Raw genomic sequence first — 18681 nt, forward strand, 5'->3', positions numbered from 1 at the left:
CCCCCCCCCCCCCCCCCCCCTCACCCTATCGATAGGGTGACACCCCTCCGTCTGGCCTGCGGCCAGCCACCTCCCCCACTGGGGGAGGATGTTTTTCAGGCGATCCCCGCGCGTTGGCGGACCGTTTGCTTCAATATGTCGAGCGGCATGGCACCGAGTGTCAGCACGTCATGGAAGGCCTTGATGTCGAAGGCGTTGCCCTGTTTGCGCTTCACTTCCTCGCGCAGGTCGTTCCAGACGGTGTGGCCGATCTTGTAGCTGCAGGCCTGACCCGGCCAGACGGTGTAGCGGTCGATTTCGCCCTGGCTGCGGCCGCGGGCGATGCCGGTGGTGGCGATCAGATAATCGGTTGCCTTCTCGCGGCTCCAGCGTTTGACGTGCATGCCGGAGTCGACGACGAGGCGAGTGGCGCGGAAGAGGAGCGACTGGAGATAACCGACCTGGCCCAGCGGATCGCCTTCATACATGCCCATTTCGTCGGCGAGCTGTTCGGAATAGAGCGCCCAGCCTTCGCTATAACCGCTATAACCGCCGCGACGGCGGATCATCGGGATAGCATCAGATTCCAGCGCGACCGACACCTGGAGATGATGCCCTGGCACGGCTTCATGATGGGTCAGGGTCGCGAGGCCGAATTTGGGCCGGTCGAACGTGTCGCGCAGGTTGATATAATAGATGGCCGGACGCGAGCCATCGAGCGAGGCGTTTTGATAATAGCCGCCCGGTGCGCCCGCCTGAATGGTGACCGGCACGCGGCGGACCTCGACCGGGGCCTTGGGCACGGTGTTGAAGGCTTCGCCGAGGCGTTTCTGCATGGCGATGATCTGGACATTGAGTTGGGCGAGCAGTGCTTCGCGACCGGGATCGGTATTGGGGAAAAGCTGGTCGGGGCGCTTGTTGAGCGCGACGAGCCGATCGCCGACCGTCCCCTGGCTCATCCCTTCGCCCTTGAGAATCGTGTCGATCCGGGCGCTGATCTGGGCGACCTGATCGAGGCCGATCTGGTGGATTTCATCGCCAGTGAGCGCGGTGGTGGTCGCCGCTTCTGCGGCGGCAGCATAGAAGGCCTCGCCTTCGGGCAGACGCCACACGCCCGCGTCATGGGTGGCCTTGGCGCGGAGATCCTGCACCAGGGCGCGCTGGCGGTCGAGTGCGGGGAAGATCTTGTCGGTGACGATCTTTTCAGCCTGCGCGGCGCGTTCGGGCGGCAGGCCGGCGGCGGCGAGTTTCTTCACGAAGGAGGCGACCAGGACGGTCTGCGCGGCGGGCTGATCGCGTAGCGACGCCTGCATCTTGAGCGTCGTGTCGAGAATATAGTCGGGCGCAAACACGCCCTTGGCCGCATCCTCCTTCTGCCGGGCCAGTTCGCCGTCCATGGCGGCCGGGAAGGCTTCGAGGCGGGCGAGATAGGCGTCGGCATCGGCGGCATTGGCGACGCGATGTTGCGAATCGAGGAAGTCGGGGGTTTCGCGATAGCTGCCAGTGAGTTGGCTCAGAATATAGGGGGCATAGCGGCCCGCCGTTTCGCCATAGCCGAAGCGTTCGCCGCCGATCGCGCGGTCGAGCTGATAGGTGACGACATCATAATCGAGTTTGGACGTGTCGCTGAGGGAATTGCGGTCGATGGTCGCGAGTTGCCTCGCCTGCGCCTTGCTGCGCGCGAGGTCGCGGGCGACCCCGGCGGCGGAGGTGTCGCTGAGCTTGCCGCGCAGGGCGGCGCGCTCGCCGGTGTCGAGGCCAAGGCGGGTGGCCTGTTCGGGCGAGTCGGCGAGCCGTTCGTAGAAGAAGCCATCGAGCATGGCGCGCAGCCGGGCGTCGGCGGAGCCAGCTTGGGCCAAGGCGGGGGAGGCTGTGGCGGCGCTCAGCGCGGTGGCGCCGCTGGTGGCGAGAAATTGGCGTCGGTTCACGACTATGGGCTCCACAAATGGGGGAAGGGCGGCGAGGGACGTCGCCCGCGATGCCCCCTTGTGCCGTGATCCCAAGGGCTTGGCTAGGGCAGTCCGGTGCAAAGCCACTGGCGCTATACGCTGCGATGTCGATGGGATATGCGACAGCCGCCTCCAAGGGAGACTTACCATGGCCTACACGCTGATCACCGCGAACCGCAATTATAGCAGCTGGTCGCTGCGCCCCTGGGTGCTGATGACCGCGCTGGGCATCCCGTTCATCGACCGGATCGAGCCGTTTTTGCAGCCGACCAACTATGCCGCCTTCCGCAGTTTTTCGCCGACGGGGCAGGTGCCTGCGCTGATCGATGGCGAGCGGACGGTGTGGGATTCGCTGGGGATCATCCTCTATCTCGCCGATCGCCATGCCGAAGTCTGGCCGCGCGATGAGGCGGCGCGGGCCTGGGCGCAATGTGCAGCGGCGGAGATGCATAGCGGCTTTGCGACGTTGCGGAACGATTGCCCGATGAACATCGGGGTGCGGGTGGAACCGCATTTGCCCTCGCCCGCGCTCAACAAGGATATCGCCCGGCTGACCGAGCTGTGGGAGGAGGGGCTTGCGCGCTTTGGCGGGCCGTTTCTGGCGGGGGATGCCTTTACCGCCGTCGATGCCTTTTACGCGCCGGTCGCGTTTCGGGTGCGGACCTATGGGCTGGATGTCGGCCCGGCCGGGCAGGCGTGGGTCGAGCATATGCTGGCGCTGCCCGCGATGCAGGCGTGGGAGGCGGCGGCGCTGGCGGAAAGCTGGCGCGAGGACGGCCATGAAGCGGAAATCGGCGCGGCCGGGCGCATCGTGGCGGATTATCGCGCGGTGTAACTTTCTTGCCTGCGTGGTGGAGAAAGCATAAGATAGCATCGGCTTTCCCCCTTTTCCCCCTGCCCTTACGGGTCTAGGGGGGAGGCACTATGGTTAAACTCCGCACCCTCTATGAGAAGATCTGGGACGCGCATGTCGTGGAGCGTCGCCCGGATGGCACTTGCCTCATCTATATCGACCGGCATCTCGTCCATGAAGTGACGAGCCCGCAGGCATTTGAGGGGCTTCGTCTTGCCGGGCGCAAGGTGCGGCGGCCCGACCTGACGCTGGCGGTGCCCGATCATAACCTGCCCACGACCCCGCGTCGCGACGCCGATGGCAAGCGCATCCCGATCGCCGATCCGCAGAGCGCGCAGCAGTTGGAAGCGCTGGAACGCAATGCGCCGGAATTTGGTGTCCGCCTGATCGGTGACGCCGATGTCGAGCAGGGTATCGTCCATGTCGTGGGACCGGAGCAGGGCTTCACCCTGCCGGGCACGACGTTGGTGTGCGGTGACAGCCATACCAGTTCGCACGGGGCCTTGGGCGCGCTGGCGTTCGGGATCGGCACGTCGGAGGTCGAGCATGTGCTGGCGACCCAGACCTTGCTGCTAAAGCAGTCGAAGACGATGGCGGTCGTGGTCGAGGGCGAATTGGGCTTTGGCGTTACGCCCAAAGATGTCGCGCTGGCGATTTGCGGGCGGATCGGCACCGCAGGCGGCACCGGCTATGTCATGGAATATCGCGGGTCCGTATTTCGCGCCATGTCGATCGAGGGGCGTCTGACGGTCGCCAACATGTCGATCGAGGCGGGCGCCCGGTCGGGTCTGTTTGCGCCGGACGAGACGACCTTTGCCTATCTGAAAGGGCGTCCGATGGCGCCCAAGGGCGCGGATTGGGACGCGGCGGTGGCCTGGTGGCGCACGCTCGTCACCGATGAGGGCGCGGTGTTCGACAAGGTGGTGGTGATCGACGCGGCCGACATCGTGCCGACCGTCACTTGGGGCACCAGTCCCGAAGATGTGGTTGCGGTGACGGGTGTGGTGCCTGACCCGGACAGCTTCGAGGATGCGTCGAAGCGCGCGGCTGCGCAAAAGTCGCTCGATTATATGGGGCTGACCGCCGGGCAGCGGATGGCCGACGTGGCGGTGGAGCATATTTTCATCGGCAGTTGCACCAATAGCCGGATCGAGGATCTGCGCGCGGCGGCGGCGTTGCTCGACGGGCGCCGGATTGCCAGCGGGATCAAGCATGCCATGGTCGTGCCGGGGTCTGGCCTGGTCAAGCGGCAGGCGGAGGCCGAAGGGCTGGATCGCATTTTCACCGACGCGGGCTTTGAATGGCGCGAGCCGGGCTGTTCGGCGTGCCTGGGCATGAACCCGGACAAGGTGCCGGCGGGCGAGCGCTGTGCATCGACCAGCAACCGTAATTTCATGGGTCGTCAGGGGCCGGGTGCCCGCACGCATCTGGTGTCGCCTGCCATGGCCGCTGCGGCGGCGCTGACCGGGCGGCTGACCGACGTGCGCGAATTATTGAAAGAACAAGAGGGGATGGCATTGTGAAAATGATATTCTGGCTGCTGACAGCAGGCGCGCTGGCAAGTGCGGCGATGGCTGCGACGCTGGGCCATGCCGAAGATGCGACCGCTGCGAAAGCACAGCAGGCGCGCTGATGGAGAAGCTGACGACCGTCGAGGGGAAGGCCTATCCGTTCGGGATGAAGAATGTCGACACCGACATTGTCATCCCCTCGCACTGGCTCAAGACGATTTCGCGCGCCGGGCTTGGCAAGGGCGCGTTCGAGGTCTTGCGCAAGGAACCGGGTAATGTCTTCGACGATCCGGCCTATGCGGGCAGCCCCATCCTGATCGCAGGCGACAATTTCGGCTGCGGCTCCAGCCGCGAACATGCCGCCTGGGCGCTGGGTGACCTGGGCATCAAGGTGGTGATCGCGCCGAGTTTCTCCGACATCTTCTCTAGCAATGCGTTCAAGAACGGCATATTGACCGTGGCACTGCCGCAGGCGGCGATCGACCGGCTGATGGAGGTCGCAGAGACCGACGAGATTCATGTCGACCTGGAGCAGCAGACGGTCACGACGCAGTTTCAGGACCGTTTCCGCTTCGAGATCGATCCTTTCCGCAAACATTGCCTGCTGGGTGGCCTGGACGAGATCGGCCTGACGCTGGGCGATGCGGACGGGATCGCCGTCTATGAAAAGAGCGTTGCGCAGGATCGTCCCTGGATCATCCCCGCCGTTGCGTAATCGCGCGCTTCTGCCTATCTCATTTTTTCGATATCCGCTTTGAACAGGGCTTTTGGGCATGACGACTTTCAACGATCGCGAACGGGCCTTTGAAAATATGTTCGCGCATGACCAGGAAATGCAGTTCCGCATCCAGGCGCGACGCAACCGGCTGCTGGGCGAATGGGCCGCAGCCAAGATGGGCCTGACGCCCGAAGAGACCGACGCTTACGCCAAGGCGGTGGTGCAGGCCGATTTCGAGGAAGCGGGCGACGAGGATGTGATCCGCAAGCTGGTGGGCGACATGACATCGGCCGGGATCGATATTGACGAGCCGGGCGTGCGCGCCGCGCTGGAAGAGCAAGCGGTGATTGCCCGCCGCATGTTCATCGAAGCGCAGTAAGGCCGCCCGCAATGCCAATGGCCGCCGACGAAATTGCCGACATGATTCGCGCCGCCATTCCCGATGCAAAGGTCGAGATTACCGATCTGGCGGGTGACGGCGACCATTATGCCGCGCGCGTGGTAGCGGAAAGTTTCCGGGGGATGAGCCGGGTGGCGCAGCAACGCGCCGTCTATGCTGCGCTCGACGGGCGGATGGGGGGCGTGCTGCACGCCTTGCAACTGACCACGGCGGTTCCCAACTAGCACCGCATGGATAGTATGCGTCGGCCTAGCGCGACGCCAGACAGGAATGGACTTTGGATCATGACCGACGCCGTGCATCAGCGCATCGCCGACCTTGTGGGTGCCCATGACGTGGTGCTTTTCATGAAGGGCACGCCGCTCTTTCCGCAATGCGGCTTTTCGAGCCGCGCGATTGCGATTTTGGAGCATCTGGGCGTTGCCTATGACACGGTGGACGTGTTGCAGGACCAGGCCGTGCGGCAGGGCATCAAGGCCTTTTCCGACTGGCCGACCATTCCCCAGCTTTATGTGAAGGGCGAATTTGTCGGCGGCAGCGACATCATGATGGAAATGTATGAAGCGGGCGAACTGCACCAGTTGATGGCCGACCAGGGCGTCGCCGCCGCGAACTGATCGTAGCCGCGATGATGGAATAGAAAAGGGCGGTCCGGTATGGGCCGCCCTTTTTCGTGCGCGGCGCATGGGTCAGCCGCCACAGCGGTATTTTGCTGATTGACTACAGCCGTAATCGGTGCGATTACAAATGTAGTTGAACAGGAGCGCGGGTGCGTGGCGGACATAAGCGAGAAGATCAGCGAAGCCGAGCTGGTGGTGATGGAGGCGCTGTGGGAGCAGTCGCCACAGACCGCCACCGATGTCGCCGATCGCGTCGCCGCCGCGCGCGACTGGAGCGTCCAGACGGTCAAGACGTTGCTGTCGCGGCTGATGGCCAAGGATATCATTGCCGCCGATCAGGATGGTCGCCGCTTTCTCTATCGGCCGCTGGTCGCGCGCGATGATTATGTCGCAGGCGAATCGGGGCGGCTGGTCAATCGCCTGTTCGGCGGTCGCATTTCGCCGCTGGTCGCGCAGTTGGCGAGTCAGGATCAGTTGACGGCGGAGGATATCGCCGAGCTGGAGGATATCCTCAAGGGGCTGAAATCATGAGCGTCTGGATCGTCGAAACGCTGATCGCCACCAGTTTGCTGATGGCGCTGGTGATGCTGCTGCGCCGTCCCGTGGCGCGCTGGCTGGGCGCCGGGGCGGCCTATAGTCTGTGGCTGCTGCCGTTGCTGCGGATGATGCTGCCCGTATTGCCCCAGGAAATGGCAGCGCCATCGCCCCTGCACATCGCGGTCGATCAATCCGGCTTGCCGGGATTGCTCGCGCTTTCCAGTGAAGCGCAGGCGGCATCGGCGTCGGGCTTCCCTTGGCTGGAGGCAGGGATTGCGCTGTGGTTCGCCGGATTGCTCGGCTTTATCGTGGTGCAGGCCGTGGGCTATATCCGCTTTCGTCGGCATATGATGGATGGCGCTGTTGTGCTGGGGCAGGAGGGGCGTATCCGCACGATCGCCAGCCCGCAGGCGTCGGGACCACTGGCCTTTGGCGTGACGCGGCCGATGATCGTCCTGCCGATTGATTTCGCGCAGCGTTATGATGATCTGGAGCAGGAAATGGCCATAGCGCATGAGCGCGCGCATCATGAGCGCGGCGACCTGCTGGCCAATATGATCGCGCTACTGCTGCTTGCCATCCATTGGTGCAACCCGATCGCCTGGATCGCTTATCGCGCCTATCGCGCGGACCAGGAAACCGCCTGCGATGCGCGCGTCCTCTCGCTCTATGGCCGCGACCAGGCTCATGCCTATGGCCGCGCCATCCTGAAAGCCGCCGGCGGGCGCCAATTTGTCGCCGCCTGTCATCTCAATCGCATCGCTACACTCAAGGGGAGGCTTGCCATGCTTTCACGTCATGAAATTTCGCTCCAGCGGATCAGTTGGGGTATGGCCGCCGTTGCCATTGTCACCGCCACGGGCCTGGCCCTCACGGCGTCGGGTAGCCGTGCGGCGCGACAAATGGCGGCGATCAGCGAAACCGTTGAATCCGCCGATCTGGCCCGACTGAGCGATCTGGTCGCCCGGCCTGCTGCCGCCTCCGCGCCGACCGTGCCCGATGTTGCGGCGGCACCGGCGGTTCCCGATGTGCCCAAAGCGCCGACTGCCGCGACCATCGCCGCCGAAACCGAGCCGCTGCCGCCGCCCATGGTACCGCCAGCGCCGATCGTGCCTGCCGCCGACATGATCGCGCCGTTGCCGCCCGTGCCCCCTGCTCCGCCTGTGACCTGGCGCGCGGAAAAGGCGCGGATCGACGCAGGCCGTGCCAACAAGTGGGGGCAGGCCCGGCCCATCCCGACCGAGGCAGACATTGCCCGCATGGTGCCGGTGGTGGATGTTCGCAAGGGCTGCGAGGGCAATCAGACGGTCAACCAGCGCGAGACGGTGGACAGCAATGGCCGCCGGACCATCCGAGTTCGCATCTGCGAAGCGCAGATCGAGGCGCAGGCGTTGCGATCAGCACGCGCCGGTCTGATGGCGACGCGAAAGAGCGTGGTGCGTGCGACGAATATGTCCGATCGCATTCGCGCCGACGTGCTGCGCGATCTGGACGAGGAAATCGCGAAGATCGACGGTCAGCGCGACTGACGGCGCACCGTCAGCGGCTGAGGATGCGGGCTACGGCGACGAAATCCTCGACGCTGACGGTTTCGGCGCGGCGTTGGGGGTCGATGCCGACCTCTGCCAAGGCATCGAGCGCGCCGGGTAGTCCTTTGAGGCTCTGGCGCAGCATCTTGCGGCGTTGGCCGAAAGCCGCGGCGGTCAGGCGTTCCAGCATCTTGAGTTGAACGCCGTCCGGGGCGGGTTTCGCGGTAATATGCACCACCGCCGACATGACCTTGGGCGGTGGGGTGAAGGCGCTGCGATGCACTTTCATCGCGATCCGCGCCTCGCTGCGCCACTGCGACAGAATGGCGAGGCGGCCATAATGGTCCGTACCCGGCTGGGCGACGATGCGTTCGGCCACTTCCATCTGGAACATGAGCGTCAAGCTGGACCACCAGGGCAGCGGTTCCCACGCCGCCGACAGCCAGCCGACGAGCAGGGGCGTGCCGACATTATAGGGCAGGTTGGCGATAATATGCGCGCCCTCGCCAGCCTCGGCGCGGGCATCCACTTCCATGGCGTCGCCCGACAGGACACGCAACTGGTCGGGGAAAGCCTCTTCCAACTCGGCGAGGGCAGGCAGGCAGCGGTGGTCGCGCTCGACCGCCACAAGCCGTGCCCCTGCACGCAGGATGGCGCGGGTCAGGCCGCCAGGGCCGGGGCCTACCTCGAAAGCGGGCTGGCCGTCCAAGGGGCCGGGAATGGTGGCGATCCGGTCGAGCAATTGTTCGTCGAGCAGGAAATTCTGCCCCAGCGCCTTGCTGGCGGCAAGACCATGGCGGGCGATGACATCGCGCAGGGGTGGTAGCGCCGGGCGGGTGTCAGCCATGCGCGATGCGAGCGCGGGCAGCGGCTTCGGCCATGCGGATCGCGGCAATCATCGCGCCCGGATTGGCGCTGTCCGTGCCCGCGATGCCGAACGCAGTGCCATGGTCGGGCGAGGTACGGACGATCGGCAGGCCCAATGTGATGTTGACGCCATCGTCGAAATTCAGGGTCTTGATCGGGATCAACGCCTGATCATGATACATGCACAGCGCCACATCATAGGTTTCGCGCGCGCGGGCGTGGAACATGCCGTCGGCCGCCAAGGGGCCGACAATGTCCAGCCCTTCGGCGCGCAACTGTTCGATCGCGGGGCGGATGATCTCGATCTCTTCACGGCCCAGCGCGCCATTTTCCCCGGCATGGGGGTTGAGGCCCGCGACGGCGAGGCGCGGGCGGGCGATACCGAAATTCTTTTGCATCCCCTTGGCCGTGGTGATGGCGCGGGCGCGGATCAGGTCGATGGTGAGTGCGGCGGGCACATCGGCGAGCGCGATATGGATGGTGATCGGCACGACTTTGAGCGACGGGCCGGCCAGCATCATCACCGCATTATGGGATGATACGCCGCAGCGTTCGGCGACGAACTCGGTCTGGCCCGGATGGGTGAAGCCGACGCCATAAAGCTGTTCCTTGCCGACCGGGGCAGTGACGATGCCAGCGGCGGAACCGGAGCGGGCAAGGCCGACCGCGACTTCGAGCGCCTGAAACGCGATGCGCGCACCATCGACGCTGGGCGACCCCGGCACGATCTCGCCAGCTTTGGCGATTTCAAGGCAGGGGAGGCCGGTCGCAAAGGCTGCCGTCGCTTCTTCGGGCGCGCTGATCGGGGTGATCGGGCCGAGCCAGACCGCGCGCAACGCGGCGGGATCGCCCACCGCGAAGAAGGGCGCAAGGCCGCGCGCCTCCCGCATGACCCAGCTTTTGGCGACGATCTCCGGCCCGATACCGGCCGGATCGCCCAGCGGCACCGCAAAGGGTGCTAGAGAGACGACATCAATTATATTCGATCACCGCGTCGCGCCGCAGATCGCGCAGATAGATGCGCGCCCGCTTGTTGACCCGTTCCTCTTCCAACTGCGCCTGGATCTGTTCCGCATTGGGCGCATTGGCCGATGCCGGATCGTCGCGGCCGCAGACGATCAGCACGCGCACGCCGTCGGTGATGGACCCGAAGGGCGGGGTGGCTTCGCCGACCTGAAGATTAAGGAGAATATCCTGCAACTGGGGCGGCAGGTCGCGGATCGCCACATTGTCGTTATCGACCACGTCGGCACCGATGCGCGCGCCCACTTCATTCGCCTGGCCGCAGCCCTTGATCTCCTTGATCGCGGCGGCGAAATCGGCGGCCTTGGCACTGGCCTGCTGCGTGCTCGTGCCCTTGGGGAAAAGCACGGAAAGCTGCTTGAGGCTGAGCAGCGAATCGCGCGGATCAGCGGTCAGCACCTTGCGCTTGTCCATGACATAGAGCAGCGACATGCCGCCGACCGTTTCAATGGGACCGGCGATCTGCCCAACCTGCATTTCCGCGGCGGCCTGCGCCAGTTCGGGCGGCAACTGCGCGGGGCGGACCCAGCCCAGGTCGCCACCGACAGCCGCCGTCGAGGCTTCGGAGAATTGGCGGGCATAGGCGGGGAAGCTGCCGCCCTGCTGAATCTGCTGAATGATGTTGCGGGCGTTGGCGATGATCTGCGGCCGATTTTCCGGTGTCGCCGACAGATAAATTTCGCCGATCCGATATTCATCGCTGCCCTTGGCAGCGTTCAGCCGGTCGACCACCGACTTCACTTCATCTTCCGACACATTGACGAAGGGCTGGATATTGCGACGGAGCAGACGGCTCCAGGCCAGCTCGCCTTCGATCTGGCGCTTGATGCTGGCCGCCGAACTGCCCTGCGTGCGCAGATAGGCTTCGAATTGTTCGGGCGACTGGCGGAAATTGGCGGCGACCCGCTCGTAACTCTGCTGCACTTCGGCAGGGTCAATCCGAATGTCGTTGGCGGCGGCTTCCTGAATTTGAAGCGTTTCGTCGATCAGGTTGCGCAGAACCTGAACGCGCAGCCGTTCCTTTTCTTCCTCTTCCACCTTGCCGCCATTAGCGGTGATGATCAGCGCGAGCCGCTGGTCAATGTCCGTGCCGGTGAGGATACGACCGTTGATGATCGCGGTCGCCTTGCGGACATTGGGGTCGCTCTTGCCGAAAACCGTGACATTGTCGGGCAGGTTGAGTTGCTGGTTCGCGACTTCGCCACCGTCATCGACGATCTGCGCGACGACGCCCTGGACCCCCATGCTCAGCAGCGCGCTGGAGGCGAGCGCCATGCGCAGGCCGGAGCGAAGGGAATGGCGGATGCGGTAAGGCAGGAAAACCATGGGCAGCATCGTCGGCAAAAATCTCCAATACGGTCCTGCGCCAATGCGCCGGTCCGCCTTAACCAGTCCTGACGGGACGCGGGAAGGCTGATCCTTATATGCCAATATTGCGGAAAGCTAGCCGTAGCTGGAAGCCATTGCCCTTTCGCGCGTCGCCATTGGCCACATAATCGCGCCGCCAGGTGAGGCCAAGCGTAAGGCAATCATCCTCATAGGCGACGCCCAGCCGGTGGCGGACCGGCTGATAACCGTCCGCCGCGCTCAGCGGGTCTTCCTTGGCATCGGTGAGGTCAATGACGGTCGATCCGAAGGCCGACCAGAAGCGGGCGAACTGCACCCGGCCGCCCAGCCGTATTTCCTCGCGATCCTGCAAATCCTCCAAAGTCGCGTCGGCATCGCGATTGAGGCGCAGATAGCCGACCATGACATAGGTGCTTTTGCTGCCCACCGTCGCGTCGACTTCGTTGCGGCGAACCGCCATGCTGCCCTTGTCCAGGCGGAATCGGTGGGTCAGGCTGATGAAATCCTTGTACCGCGCCGTAACGCGGCCGACGATATCGGACGTGCGGCCTGACAGGCCGGTGCCTTCAGGCAGGATGCTTTCCCGGTTGGTCAGGCGATAGCTTTGCCCGACAATGCTCTGGAGCGAGAAGTCAGGCAAGGCGAGGCTATATTCGAGACCATAGGTGATACGGGTCGAATCCTCGAACCGATCATAGCCTGCGAAGCGGTTGAGCGCGAAGAGATTGCTATCCTCCAGATCGACCGCGCGGGCATCCTCGTTGGGCAGCGACAGATTGGCAAGACGCGGCGCGGCGACGATCTGGATGCGCGGCGCTATGCGTTGCACCCCGCCGAACGCTTCGCCCACGAAGGGCCAGCGCATGTCGATGGCCGCGGCCGCGATGCCGCGGCCCTGCCAGCCGGGGCTGCCCGCATAGGTGTCGACGGAGGTCAGGTCATTGTCGCTGCTATGATAGGCGTCACCGCGCAGATAGCCGGTGAAGGTCACTTCCTGGCCCAGGCCGGTCAGCGTGCGCAAATTCCATTCAGCCGCCGCGAAGGCGCGCTGTGTATCCTGACCATGGGTACGTGTGATGGCCAATGTGTTGGCCTGCAATTGCAGCACGCCGCCCAGCAGAGGGTCATTCACCCGCAGCCGATAGTCGATCAGCGGCAGGGCGATCGGGGTCTGCCCCTGCGAATCGCCGGCGCGCAGTGTTTGCACGGCCCAGCCGCGAATCGAGAAATAGCTGTTGTCGCCAATCCGTTGCGCGCCCAGGGTCGAGCGGAGCCGGTCGTCGCGGTTGATGTCGTAACGGCGCAGGAAGGTCCGGTCGGAGGCGAAGCGGATCGACCCGTCCAGGCTCCATTCCGGCGTCAACTGCATGGCGCCGGAAGCGTCGAGATAGCCACGTATGTCTTTTTCCGCTTCGGTCGGTAGGGTTCCGATCGGCGTGTCGCCCGTCGCCACGCGGCTGCCATAGGTCAGGAAACCCGTGACCTGATAGGCACCGCGATCATAGAGATGGCGGTAGTTCGCCTCCAGCATCGGCAGCGCATTGGTATAGACATGCGGGGTGACGGTAAGGTCGCGATTGGGCGCGAGCTTGAAGAAATAGGGGAGCGCGACTTCGAAGCCATTATTGCGGTCATAGCGCAGATTGGGCATCAAAAGCCCGCTGCCGCCGCCTTCGCCGACGGGATGGGACAGGCCGGGCAGGGGGATGAGCGGCAGGCCGAACAGTTCGATATTGGCGTTGGTATAGCTCACCCGCTCGCGGGTGGGATTATAGACGACCTTGACCGCGTTGATCTGCCAGGTGGGCTCCTTGGGGCAGCCCTTGCTGTCTTCCACCGCGCAGCCCGTATAGGCTGCCCGTTCGAGCGTATAGATGCCGTTGACCCGCGTGCCTCTGGTCGAGGCGAGCCGCCCGCCCGACTGAAGGACCAGCAGCATATTGTCGACCATGCCGTCCTTGAGCGTGTCCGTCACATCGAATCGGTCGCCATAAGCGATATTGCCGTCCGCATCGGTGAGCGAGACATTGCCGAGCGCTTCGACCTTTCCGGTCTCCCGGTCCCACACCACCTTGTCGGCGCGCAGGCGGTTGCCCTCGCGCAGCAATTGAACGCTGCCGGTCGCGGTCACGACCTCCGCATTGCTGTCATATTGCAGCGCGTCGGCGGCGAATCCAATCTGGTCGTCGTTGGTGGGAACAGGCGCGTCGGGCGCGCTGATGGGGGTCTGCGGCTCGTTAAGCTGCTGCGCCAAGGCTTGGGGAGCCAGCGCCAGCAAGGGCAGGGCACTGCCCAGCAACAAGGCGGAACGAAACGGGAAAAGGGGCGTGACCAACAAAAAGAGCCTCGAAACAGGGGCGCATATCGTCTCGCCTATCGCATTGCTTCGCCCGCGCCGCAATCATGCGACCATGGTCTTTTACGGTAAAATCGGTCGAACGGCTTTGCCAGACACGGTTCGCCGCACTATCTGACGAACATCAGCGGGCCAGACGCCCCGAAAGCCGTCCTCACGCCAAGAAAAGGTCCATCCATGGATATCGTCATCAGCCCGACCCGTCCCGACACCGACAGCCTGGCCTTTGCCGTTGCCAAGGGCGCGCTGGCCAGCCTGCCGCTCGCCGCGTCCGCGACGCTTGTCGCCGGTGCGGCGGCTGCGCGTTTCACCGGCGAAGCCGGGTCGAGCTTCGAGAGTTTCGTGGAGGAAGGCGGCAAGACATTGCGCATCGTGCTGGTGGGCACGGGCAGCGGCAGCGACGCCGACATGGAGCGGGCTGGCGGCGCGCTGGTGGCGAAGCTGCTGAGCAGCGGCGCGACCCATGTCGCGGTGGAATATGTCGGCGATGTCACGGGCGAGGGCGCGGCGCGATTTGCGTTCGGCGCACTGCTGCGTAGCTGGCGGATCGACACCTATCGCACCAAAATGCCCGAAAAGGCCAAGCCGACGCTCGAAACTGTGACGATTGTGTCGGCCGATGCGGGTGCGGCCTGGGATCGTTGGGCAGCGGTGGCGGCGGGCGTCGCCTTTACGCGCGAACTGGTGTCCGAACCCGCCAACATCCTCTATCCCGAAAGCTTCGTGGAACGCTGCCGTCACTTGGCGGACCTCGGCGTCAAGATCAGCGTGCTTGACCGCGCGGCGATGGAAGAATTGGGTATGGGGTCGCTGCTCGGCGTGGCGCAGGGGTCGGTGCGCGAAGCGCGGCTGCTCGCGATGGAATGGGACGGCACGGGCGGCACGTCGGACAAGCCGGTCGTGTTCGTCGGCAAGGGCGTGACGTTCGACACCGGCGGCATCTCGATCAAGCCGGCGGCCGGTATGGAAGATATGAAGTGGGACATGGGCGGTGCTGGCGCGGTCGCTGGCGCGATGAAGGCGCTGGCCGGGCGCAAGGCCAAGGCGCATGTCGTGGGCATTTGCGGGCTGGTTGAAAATATGCCCGACGGCAATGCGCAGCGGCCGGGCGACATCGTGACCTCTATGTCCGGGCAGACGATCGAAGTGCTCAATACCGATGCCGAAGGGCGGCTGGTGCTGTGCGATGCGCTGACATGGGCGCAAAAGACATATGCGCCGGAAGTGGTCATTGATCTGGCGACGCTGACCGGCGCGATCCTGGTGTCGCTGGGCGACCAATATGCAGGCCTCTTCTCGAACGATGATGGCCTGTCCGATGACCTGATCGCGGCGGGCAAGGCCAGCGGCGATGAATTGTGGCGCTTCCCCTTGTCCGACGCCTATAACAAGCTGATCGACAGCCCGATCGCCGACATGAAGAATATCGGCGGGCGCTATGCCGGGTCGATCACTGCCGCGCAGTTCCTCAAGCGCTTCATCGACGATGGCGTCAAATGGGCGCATCTCGACATTGCGGGCATGGTATGGTCCGACAAGCCCGGTGCGACATGGGACAAGGGCGCGACCGGCTATGGCGTGCGGCTGATCGACCAGTTGGTAGCGGACAAGTTCGAGCAGTAAGATGCCCCCACGCCCGTTCGGGCTGAGCTTGTCGAAGCCCTGTCCTTCTGCGCAAAGAAGAACAGCCCCCTTCGACTGCCTGCCAAGGCAGGCGCTCAGGACAGGCTTCGACAGGCTCAGGGCGAACGGGGTTAGGATTGTAAGACCATGCAGGTCGATTTCTACCAGCTAAGCCGCGATCCGGTCGAACAGGTACTGCCCGCCATCGCGGCGCGCATCCTGGGGCTGGGCGCGCGGCTGCTGGTGGTGGCGGATACGGCCGACCGGCGGGAGCGGATATCGCAGGGCTTGTGGGCCGGGCCGCCCGAAAGCTTCCTGGCGCATGGGCAGGCGGGGGAGGGGCATGAGGCGATACAGCCCATCCTGCTCGCCCCGACCTGCGCGCCCGCCAATGGCGCGCGGCATGTGGCGCTGGCCGATGGCGTGTGGCGTGACGAGGCGCTGGAATTCGAGCGGGCCTTTTATTTTTTCGACGCCGATACGATCGAGGGCGCGCGGGCAAGCTGGCGGGCCCTGTCGAAGCGCGAGGGTGTCGAGCCGCGCTTCTGGCGGCAGGAGGGACGCAAATGGGTGCGGGGGCCATAGCGCGGGCTTTGGCTTCAAGCCTCTTGCAGCGCAGCACGGCCCCGTCTAAAGGCGCGGCCAGCATTTCCACCCATTCGGAGTATCGAGGGCCATGGCCGTCACGCGCACCTTTTCTATCATCAAGCCCGACGCGACCCGTCGCAACCTGACCGGCGCCGTTACCAAGATGCTGGAGGAAGCGGGCCTGCGTGTCGTCGCTTCCAAGCGCATCCGCATGAGCCGGGAGCAGGCCGAAGGCTTCTATGCCGTTCACAAGGAACGCCCCTTCTTCGCCGACCTCGTCGCCTTCATGATTTCCGGCCCGGTCGTCGTCCAGGTGCTGGAAGGCGAAAATGCCGTGCAGCGTAACCGCGACATCATGGGCGCGACCAACCCGGCCAATGCCGACGCCGGTACGATCCGCAAGGAACTGGCCGAATCGATCGAAGCCAATTCGGTCCATGGTTCAGACAGCGAAGAAAATGCCGCGATTGAAATCGCCTATTTCTTCAAGCCCGAAGAAATCGTCGGCTAAAGCCCCGAACCTTTCGAGCGGAAAAAGCCCGGTCCTTCCATGAAGGGCCGGGCTTTTTCGTGGGGCCGCCTCAGTTGCGCGCGGTGATGACCGCCGCCCATCGCGCGTCAACCTGTGCGGCGGGGGGATTTGCCGGTTTCGCGCGTGACGAGCGACAGACCGCGCAACGCTACATCATGCCCCGACAGCCATCGGCCCGAAATGCCATAGCCGATATCATAGATGGCGCAGTCTTCCCGCGTTTCGCCATTCACGACAAAACGGGTGGTGATGAACACGGGCAATTGTTCGTCGCCTACGCTGTTGTCGGGCAGCTCGGCTTTGTCCCGCGCCCGCTTGAGCGCATTGTCGAACCAGCGTGCCTCGATTCGCGCTTCGCCTGTGGTCGATATTGGCGCGATGCCGAGCGCCGCGGGAAACAGAAAGGTCTGGCCCTGTACGACCTGATCTGTGGCGGCCGGGGTCAGCACCAGTCGCTTGCCATCCTCCGCCCTGGCATTCAGCACGAGCTTGGCGGCGCGGACGGATGCCTGGCGGCTTTCGAGCGCCTTCTCGGCGCGCTCGTCCTGCTTGTTGGACCAGTTGAGATAGAGGGTCAGACCGGAAATGCTGACGGCCAGCAGCGCCAGCATTTCGCCCAGCGTGATCCAGCGGCGGCGAATCGCGGCAGCCTCGGCCGCGCGCGCTTCCTTGGGAGTATCGGGCGCGTCGGTCATTGCCTTACGCCACCTGCGGCGGCACCTCGAAGCGATCAATCACCCAGTCTTCGGCCTGCGCGCCGCCAATCCATTCCTGCATCCAGGGATGGGCGATGATCGCCTGCATATAGGCTTGGGCGAAGCGGGCGACCGGCAATTGATAGGTAATGAAGCGGGTGACGACCGGCGCGAACATCACATCGGCCGCGCTGAAGGCACCGAACAGAAATTCGCCTTCGCCGCCATGGCGCGCACGGGCCTGCGCCCAGAGCTGCATCATGCGGAAAATATCCTGCGCCACCGCCTCGGAGGGCGGTACGGCGTCGTAGATGCGGCGGATGTTCATGCTATGCTCGCGACGTAGCGCGGCGAAGCTGCTGTGCATTTCCGCTGCCATCGACCGGGCCATGGCGCGCGCGGCGGGATCGGTCGGCCAGAACAGGTCGCCGCTGGTTTTTTCGTTCAGATATTCGATGATGGCGAGGCTGTCCCACACGACGATATCGTCGCCGTCCCACAAGATCGGCACCTTGCCGGAGGAGGGCGCGAACTCGTCGCCTTCGCGCCGCTTTTCCCACGCCTCGTCATAGAGGGGGACCACGACTTCCTCGAAGGGCAGGCCCGATAGCTTGCACGCCAGCCAGCCGCGCAGCGACCAGCTTGAATAGGCCTTGTTACCGATAAACAGCTTCATCATGCCCCCTCTTAGACGGGAGGAGCGCGGCAAGTCGAGCGGGAAGAAGGGGCCGGCCCCATAGCTGTCCGGGATTCACAGCTTGAGCGCCAATTGAGGTGGCGGTGGTAGTTTTGCGGGTTGGGTCGGCGGGGGGGGGGGTAGCGCGTCCTGAGAGATCAATCCGGTTGAAGAGTGCGACCTTGATGCGCATGATGAGAGCCTTTGGCGCATGGCGGTTGGAGGCGGCGCAAGTTTGCCGCAGCATGCGCAGGAGCAGATAGGCGATCAGAGCGACGTAGATCTGGATTTTGACGGCGTTTTTGCGGCGTCCCAGGAAGCGTTTGATCTTGAGGTTCTGCTTGATCCACTTGAACAGGAGTTCGATCTGCCAGCGCTCCTTGTAGAGGGCGGCGGTCTCGGTTGCGGGGCGCACCAGGTCGTTGGTGACAAGGCGCATGGGAGCCTTAACCCTCGCGCGCGACGAGTATCTCGCGAAGCGGCGTGTTGAACAGCAGGTTCCTGGCCCTGCTGGCGTACCACCCGGCTCACCTGACCGATCAGCATCTGGCAGATGTCGTGGAAAACCGCCGCTGGCCGGTGCGCCTGCGCATCGCTCAGCGTCGATCGGCGCGGCAGGCGAAGGTCGAGATGATACAGTCCGCCAGGATGCGCAGCCAGTCCCTGCTCGATCTCGCGCAACGAGTTGAGGCCCGCAAATTGCGCGAACAGCATCGTGCGCAAATGCCGCACGCAGGTCCATGCTTTAGGACCAGACCCCACACCGCGGTCCTCATCATGTCGCGCGACAAGGCGATTGAGCACCCGCCGATCAAGCGGTTCCAGAAGCTGCGAAAACGCGCTAGCCATATGAGGAACGGCAGATCTCCAAAATCATG

20 protein-coding genes and 1 pseudogene are annotated in these 18681 nt (G+C 64.3%); 12 read left to right on the forward strand and 9 right to left on the reverse strand.

All coding sequences use genetic code 11. The features are described from left to right. Positions 1-95: 95 nt before the first annotated feature. Positions 96-1907 (reverse strand): DUF885 family protein, encoded by a 1812-nt coding sequence (locus V2I08_RS01130; RefSeq protein ID WP_349633499.1) that lies wholly within the window; start codon positions 1905-1907, stop codon positions 96-98. Between the two features lie 169 nt (positions 1908-2076). Between V2I08_RS01130 and V2I08_RS01135 the strand changes: the two genes are divergently transcribed. From V2I08_RS01135 to V2I08_RS01170, 8 genes are all read left to right on the forward strand, one after another. Beyond that, a complete protein-coding gene (locus V2I08_RS01135; protein WP_349633500.1) occupies positions 2077-2763 on the forward strand; it encodes a glutathione S-transferase family protein in 687 nt (228 codons plus the stop codon). 89 nt (positions 2764-2852) lie between these two features. Further along, a complete protein-coding gene (gene leuC / locus V2I08_RS01140; protein ID WP_349633501.1) occupies positions 2853-4304 on the forward strand; it encodes a 3-isopropylmalate dehydratase large subunit in 1452 nt (483 codons plus the stop codon). 109 nt (positions 4305-4413) lie between these two features. Continuing rightward, the gene (leuD, locus tag V2I08_RS01145) at positions 4414-5007 is read left to right on the forward strand and encodes a 3-isopropylmalate dehydratase small subunit (RefSeq protein WP_349633502.1); all 594 of its coding nucleotides are present in this window, start codon (positions 4414-4416) and stop codon (positions 5005-5007) included. A gap of 58 nt (positions 5008-5065) precedes the next feature. After that, a complete protein-coding gene (locus V2I08_RS01150; protein WP_349633503.1) occupies positions 5066-5389 on the forward strand; it encodes a DUF1476 domain-containing protein in 324 nt (107 codons plus the stop codon). 11 nt (positions 5390-5400) lie between these two features. Further along, on the forward strand, positions 5401-5634 hold the full coding sequence (locus tag V2I08_RS01155) for a BolA family transcriptional regulator (protein ID WP_349633504.1): 234 nt from the start codon (positions 5401-5403) through the stop codon (positions 5632-5634). Positions 5635-5694: 60 nt separating this feature from the next. Next, entirely contained in the window at positions 5695-6027 is a 333-nt protein-coding gene (gene grxD, locus V2I08_RS01160) for a Grx4 family monothiol glutaredoxin (RefSeq protein WP_349633505.1), read from the forward strand. Positions 6028-6192: 165 nt separating this feature from the next. After that, positions 6193-6561, forward strand: coding sequence for a BlaI/MecI/CopY family transcriptional regulator (locus V2I08_RS01165; protein WP_349633585.1), 369 nt, complete (start codon positions 6193-6195; stop codon positions 6559-6561). Next, on the forward strand, positions 6558-8096 hold the full coding sequence (locus V2I08_RS01170) for a M56 family metallopeptidase (protein WP_349633506.1): 1539 nt from the start codon (positions 6558-6560) through the stop codon (positions 8094-8096). The genes V2I08_RS01165 and V2I08_RS01170 overlap by 4 nt, the downstream gene beginning before the upstream one ends. 10 nt (positions 8097-8106) lie before the next feature. On the opposite strand, the gene rsmA is transcribed toward V2I08_RS01170, so the two are convergent. The 4 genes from rsmA to V2I08_RS01190 all read right to left on the reverse strand — a co-directional run bounded on the left by rsmA (position 8107) and on the right by V2I08_RS01190 (position 13671). After that, positions 8107-8943, reverse strand: coding sequence for a 16S rRNA (adenine(1518)-N(6)/adenine(1519)-N(6))-dimethyltransferase RsmA (gene rsmA / locus V2I08_RS01175; RefSeq protein WP_349633507.1), 837 nt, complete (start codon positions 8941-8943; stop codon positions 8107-8109). After that, entirely contained in the window at positions 8936-9904 is a 969-nt protein-coding gene (pdxA, locus tag V2I08_RS01180) for a 4-hydroxythreonine-4-phosphate dehydrogenase PdxA (RefSeq protein WP_405053609.1), read from the reverse strand. The genes rsmA and pdxA overlap by 8 nt, the downstream gene beginning before the upstream one ends. A 31-nt stretch (positions 9905-9935) precedes the next feature. Then, positions 9936-11321 carry a peptidylprolyl isomerase gene (locus tag V2I08_RS01185; RefSeq protein ID WP_349633508.1) on the reverse strand — a complete coding sequence of 462 codons (1386 nt, stop codon included), beginning with the start codon at positions 11319-11321 and terminating at the stop codon, positions 9936-9938. Between the two features lie 85 nt (positions 11322-11406). Beyond that, complete coding sequence (locus tag V2I08_RS01190) at positions 11407-13671, reverse strand: LPS assembly protein LptD (protein WP_349633509.1); 2265 nt, start codon at positions 13669-13671, stop codon at positions 11407-11409. Between V2I08_RS01190 and V2I08_RS01195 the strand changes: the two genes are divergently transcribed. From V2I08_RS01195 to ndk, 4 genes are all read left to right on the forward strand, one after another. Next, on the forward strand, positions 13661-13807 hold the full coding sequence (locus V2I08_RS01195) for a hypothetical protein (RefSeq protein ID WP_349633510.1): 147 nt from the start codon (positions 13661-13663) through the stop codon (positions 13805-13807). The genes V2I08_RS01190 and V2I08_RS01195 overlap by 11 nt on opposite strands. A 59-nt stretch (positions 13808-13866) precedes the next feature. Further along, on the forward strand, positions 13867-15312 hold the full coding sequence (locus tag V2I08_RS01200; protein ID WP_349633511.1) for a leucyl aminopeptidase: 1446 nt from the start codon (positions 13867-13869) through the stop codon (positions 15310-15312). 147 nt (positions 15313-15459) lie between these two features. Beyond that, on the forward strand, positions 15460-15897 hold the full coding sequence (locus V2I08_RS01205) for a DNA polymerase III subunit chi (protein WP_349633512.1): 438 nt from the start codon (positions 15460-15462) through the stop codon (positions 15895-15897). 91 nt (positions 15898-15988) lie between these two features. Then, complete coding sequence (gene ndk / locus V2I08_RS01210) at positions 15989-16411, forward strand: nucleoside-diphosphate kinase (RefSeq protein WP_066857605.1); 423 nt, start codon at positions 15989-15991, stop codon at positions 16409-16411. 107 nt (positions 16412-16518) lie between these two features. On the opposite strand, the gene V2I08_RS01215 is transcribed toward ndk, so the two are convergent. From V2I08_RS01215 to V2I08_RS20585, 4 genes and pseudogenes are all read right to left on the reverse strand, one after another. Then, positions 16519-17127 carry a hypothetical protein gene (locus tag V2I08_RS01215; protein WP_349633513.1) on the reverse strand — a complete coding sequence of 203 codons (609 nt, stop codon included), beginning with the start codon at positions 17125-17127 and terminating at the stop codon, positions 16519-16521. 4 nt (positions 17128-17131) lie between these two features. Next, complete coding sequence (locus V2I08_RS01220) at positions 17132-17806, reverse strand: glutathione S-transferase family protein (RefSeq protein ID WP_349633514.1); 675 nt, start codon at positions 17804-17806, stop codon at positions 17132-17134. Next, positions 17784-18545, reverse strand: coding sequence for a transposase (locus V2I08_RS20580; RefSeq protein ID WP_405053602.1), 762 nt, complete (start codon positions 18543-18545; stop codon positions 17784-17786). Before V2I08_RS20580 ends, V2I08_RS01220 begins: the two co-directional genes overlap by 23 nt. Beyond that, positions 18491-18652, reverse strand: a pseudogene (locus V2I08_RS20585) (DUF4372 domain-containing protein); the annotation flags it as partial. The pseudogene V2I08_RS20585 and the gene V2I08_RS20580, both read right to left, overlap by 55 nt. Between the last annotated feature and the right edge of the window lie 29 nt (positions 18653-18681).

It is taken from the genome of Sphingobium sp. MK2 (genome assembly GCF_040170545.1).
GTDB lineage: Bacteria > Pseudomonadota > Alphaproteobacteria > Sphingomonadales > Sphingomonadaceae > Sphingobium.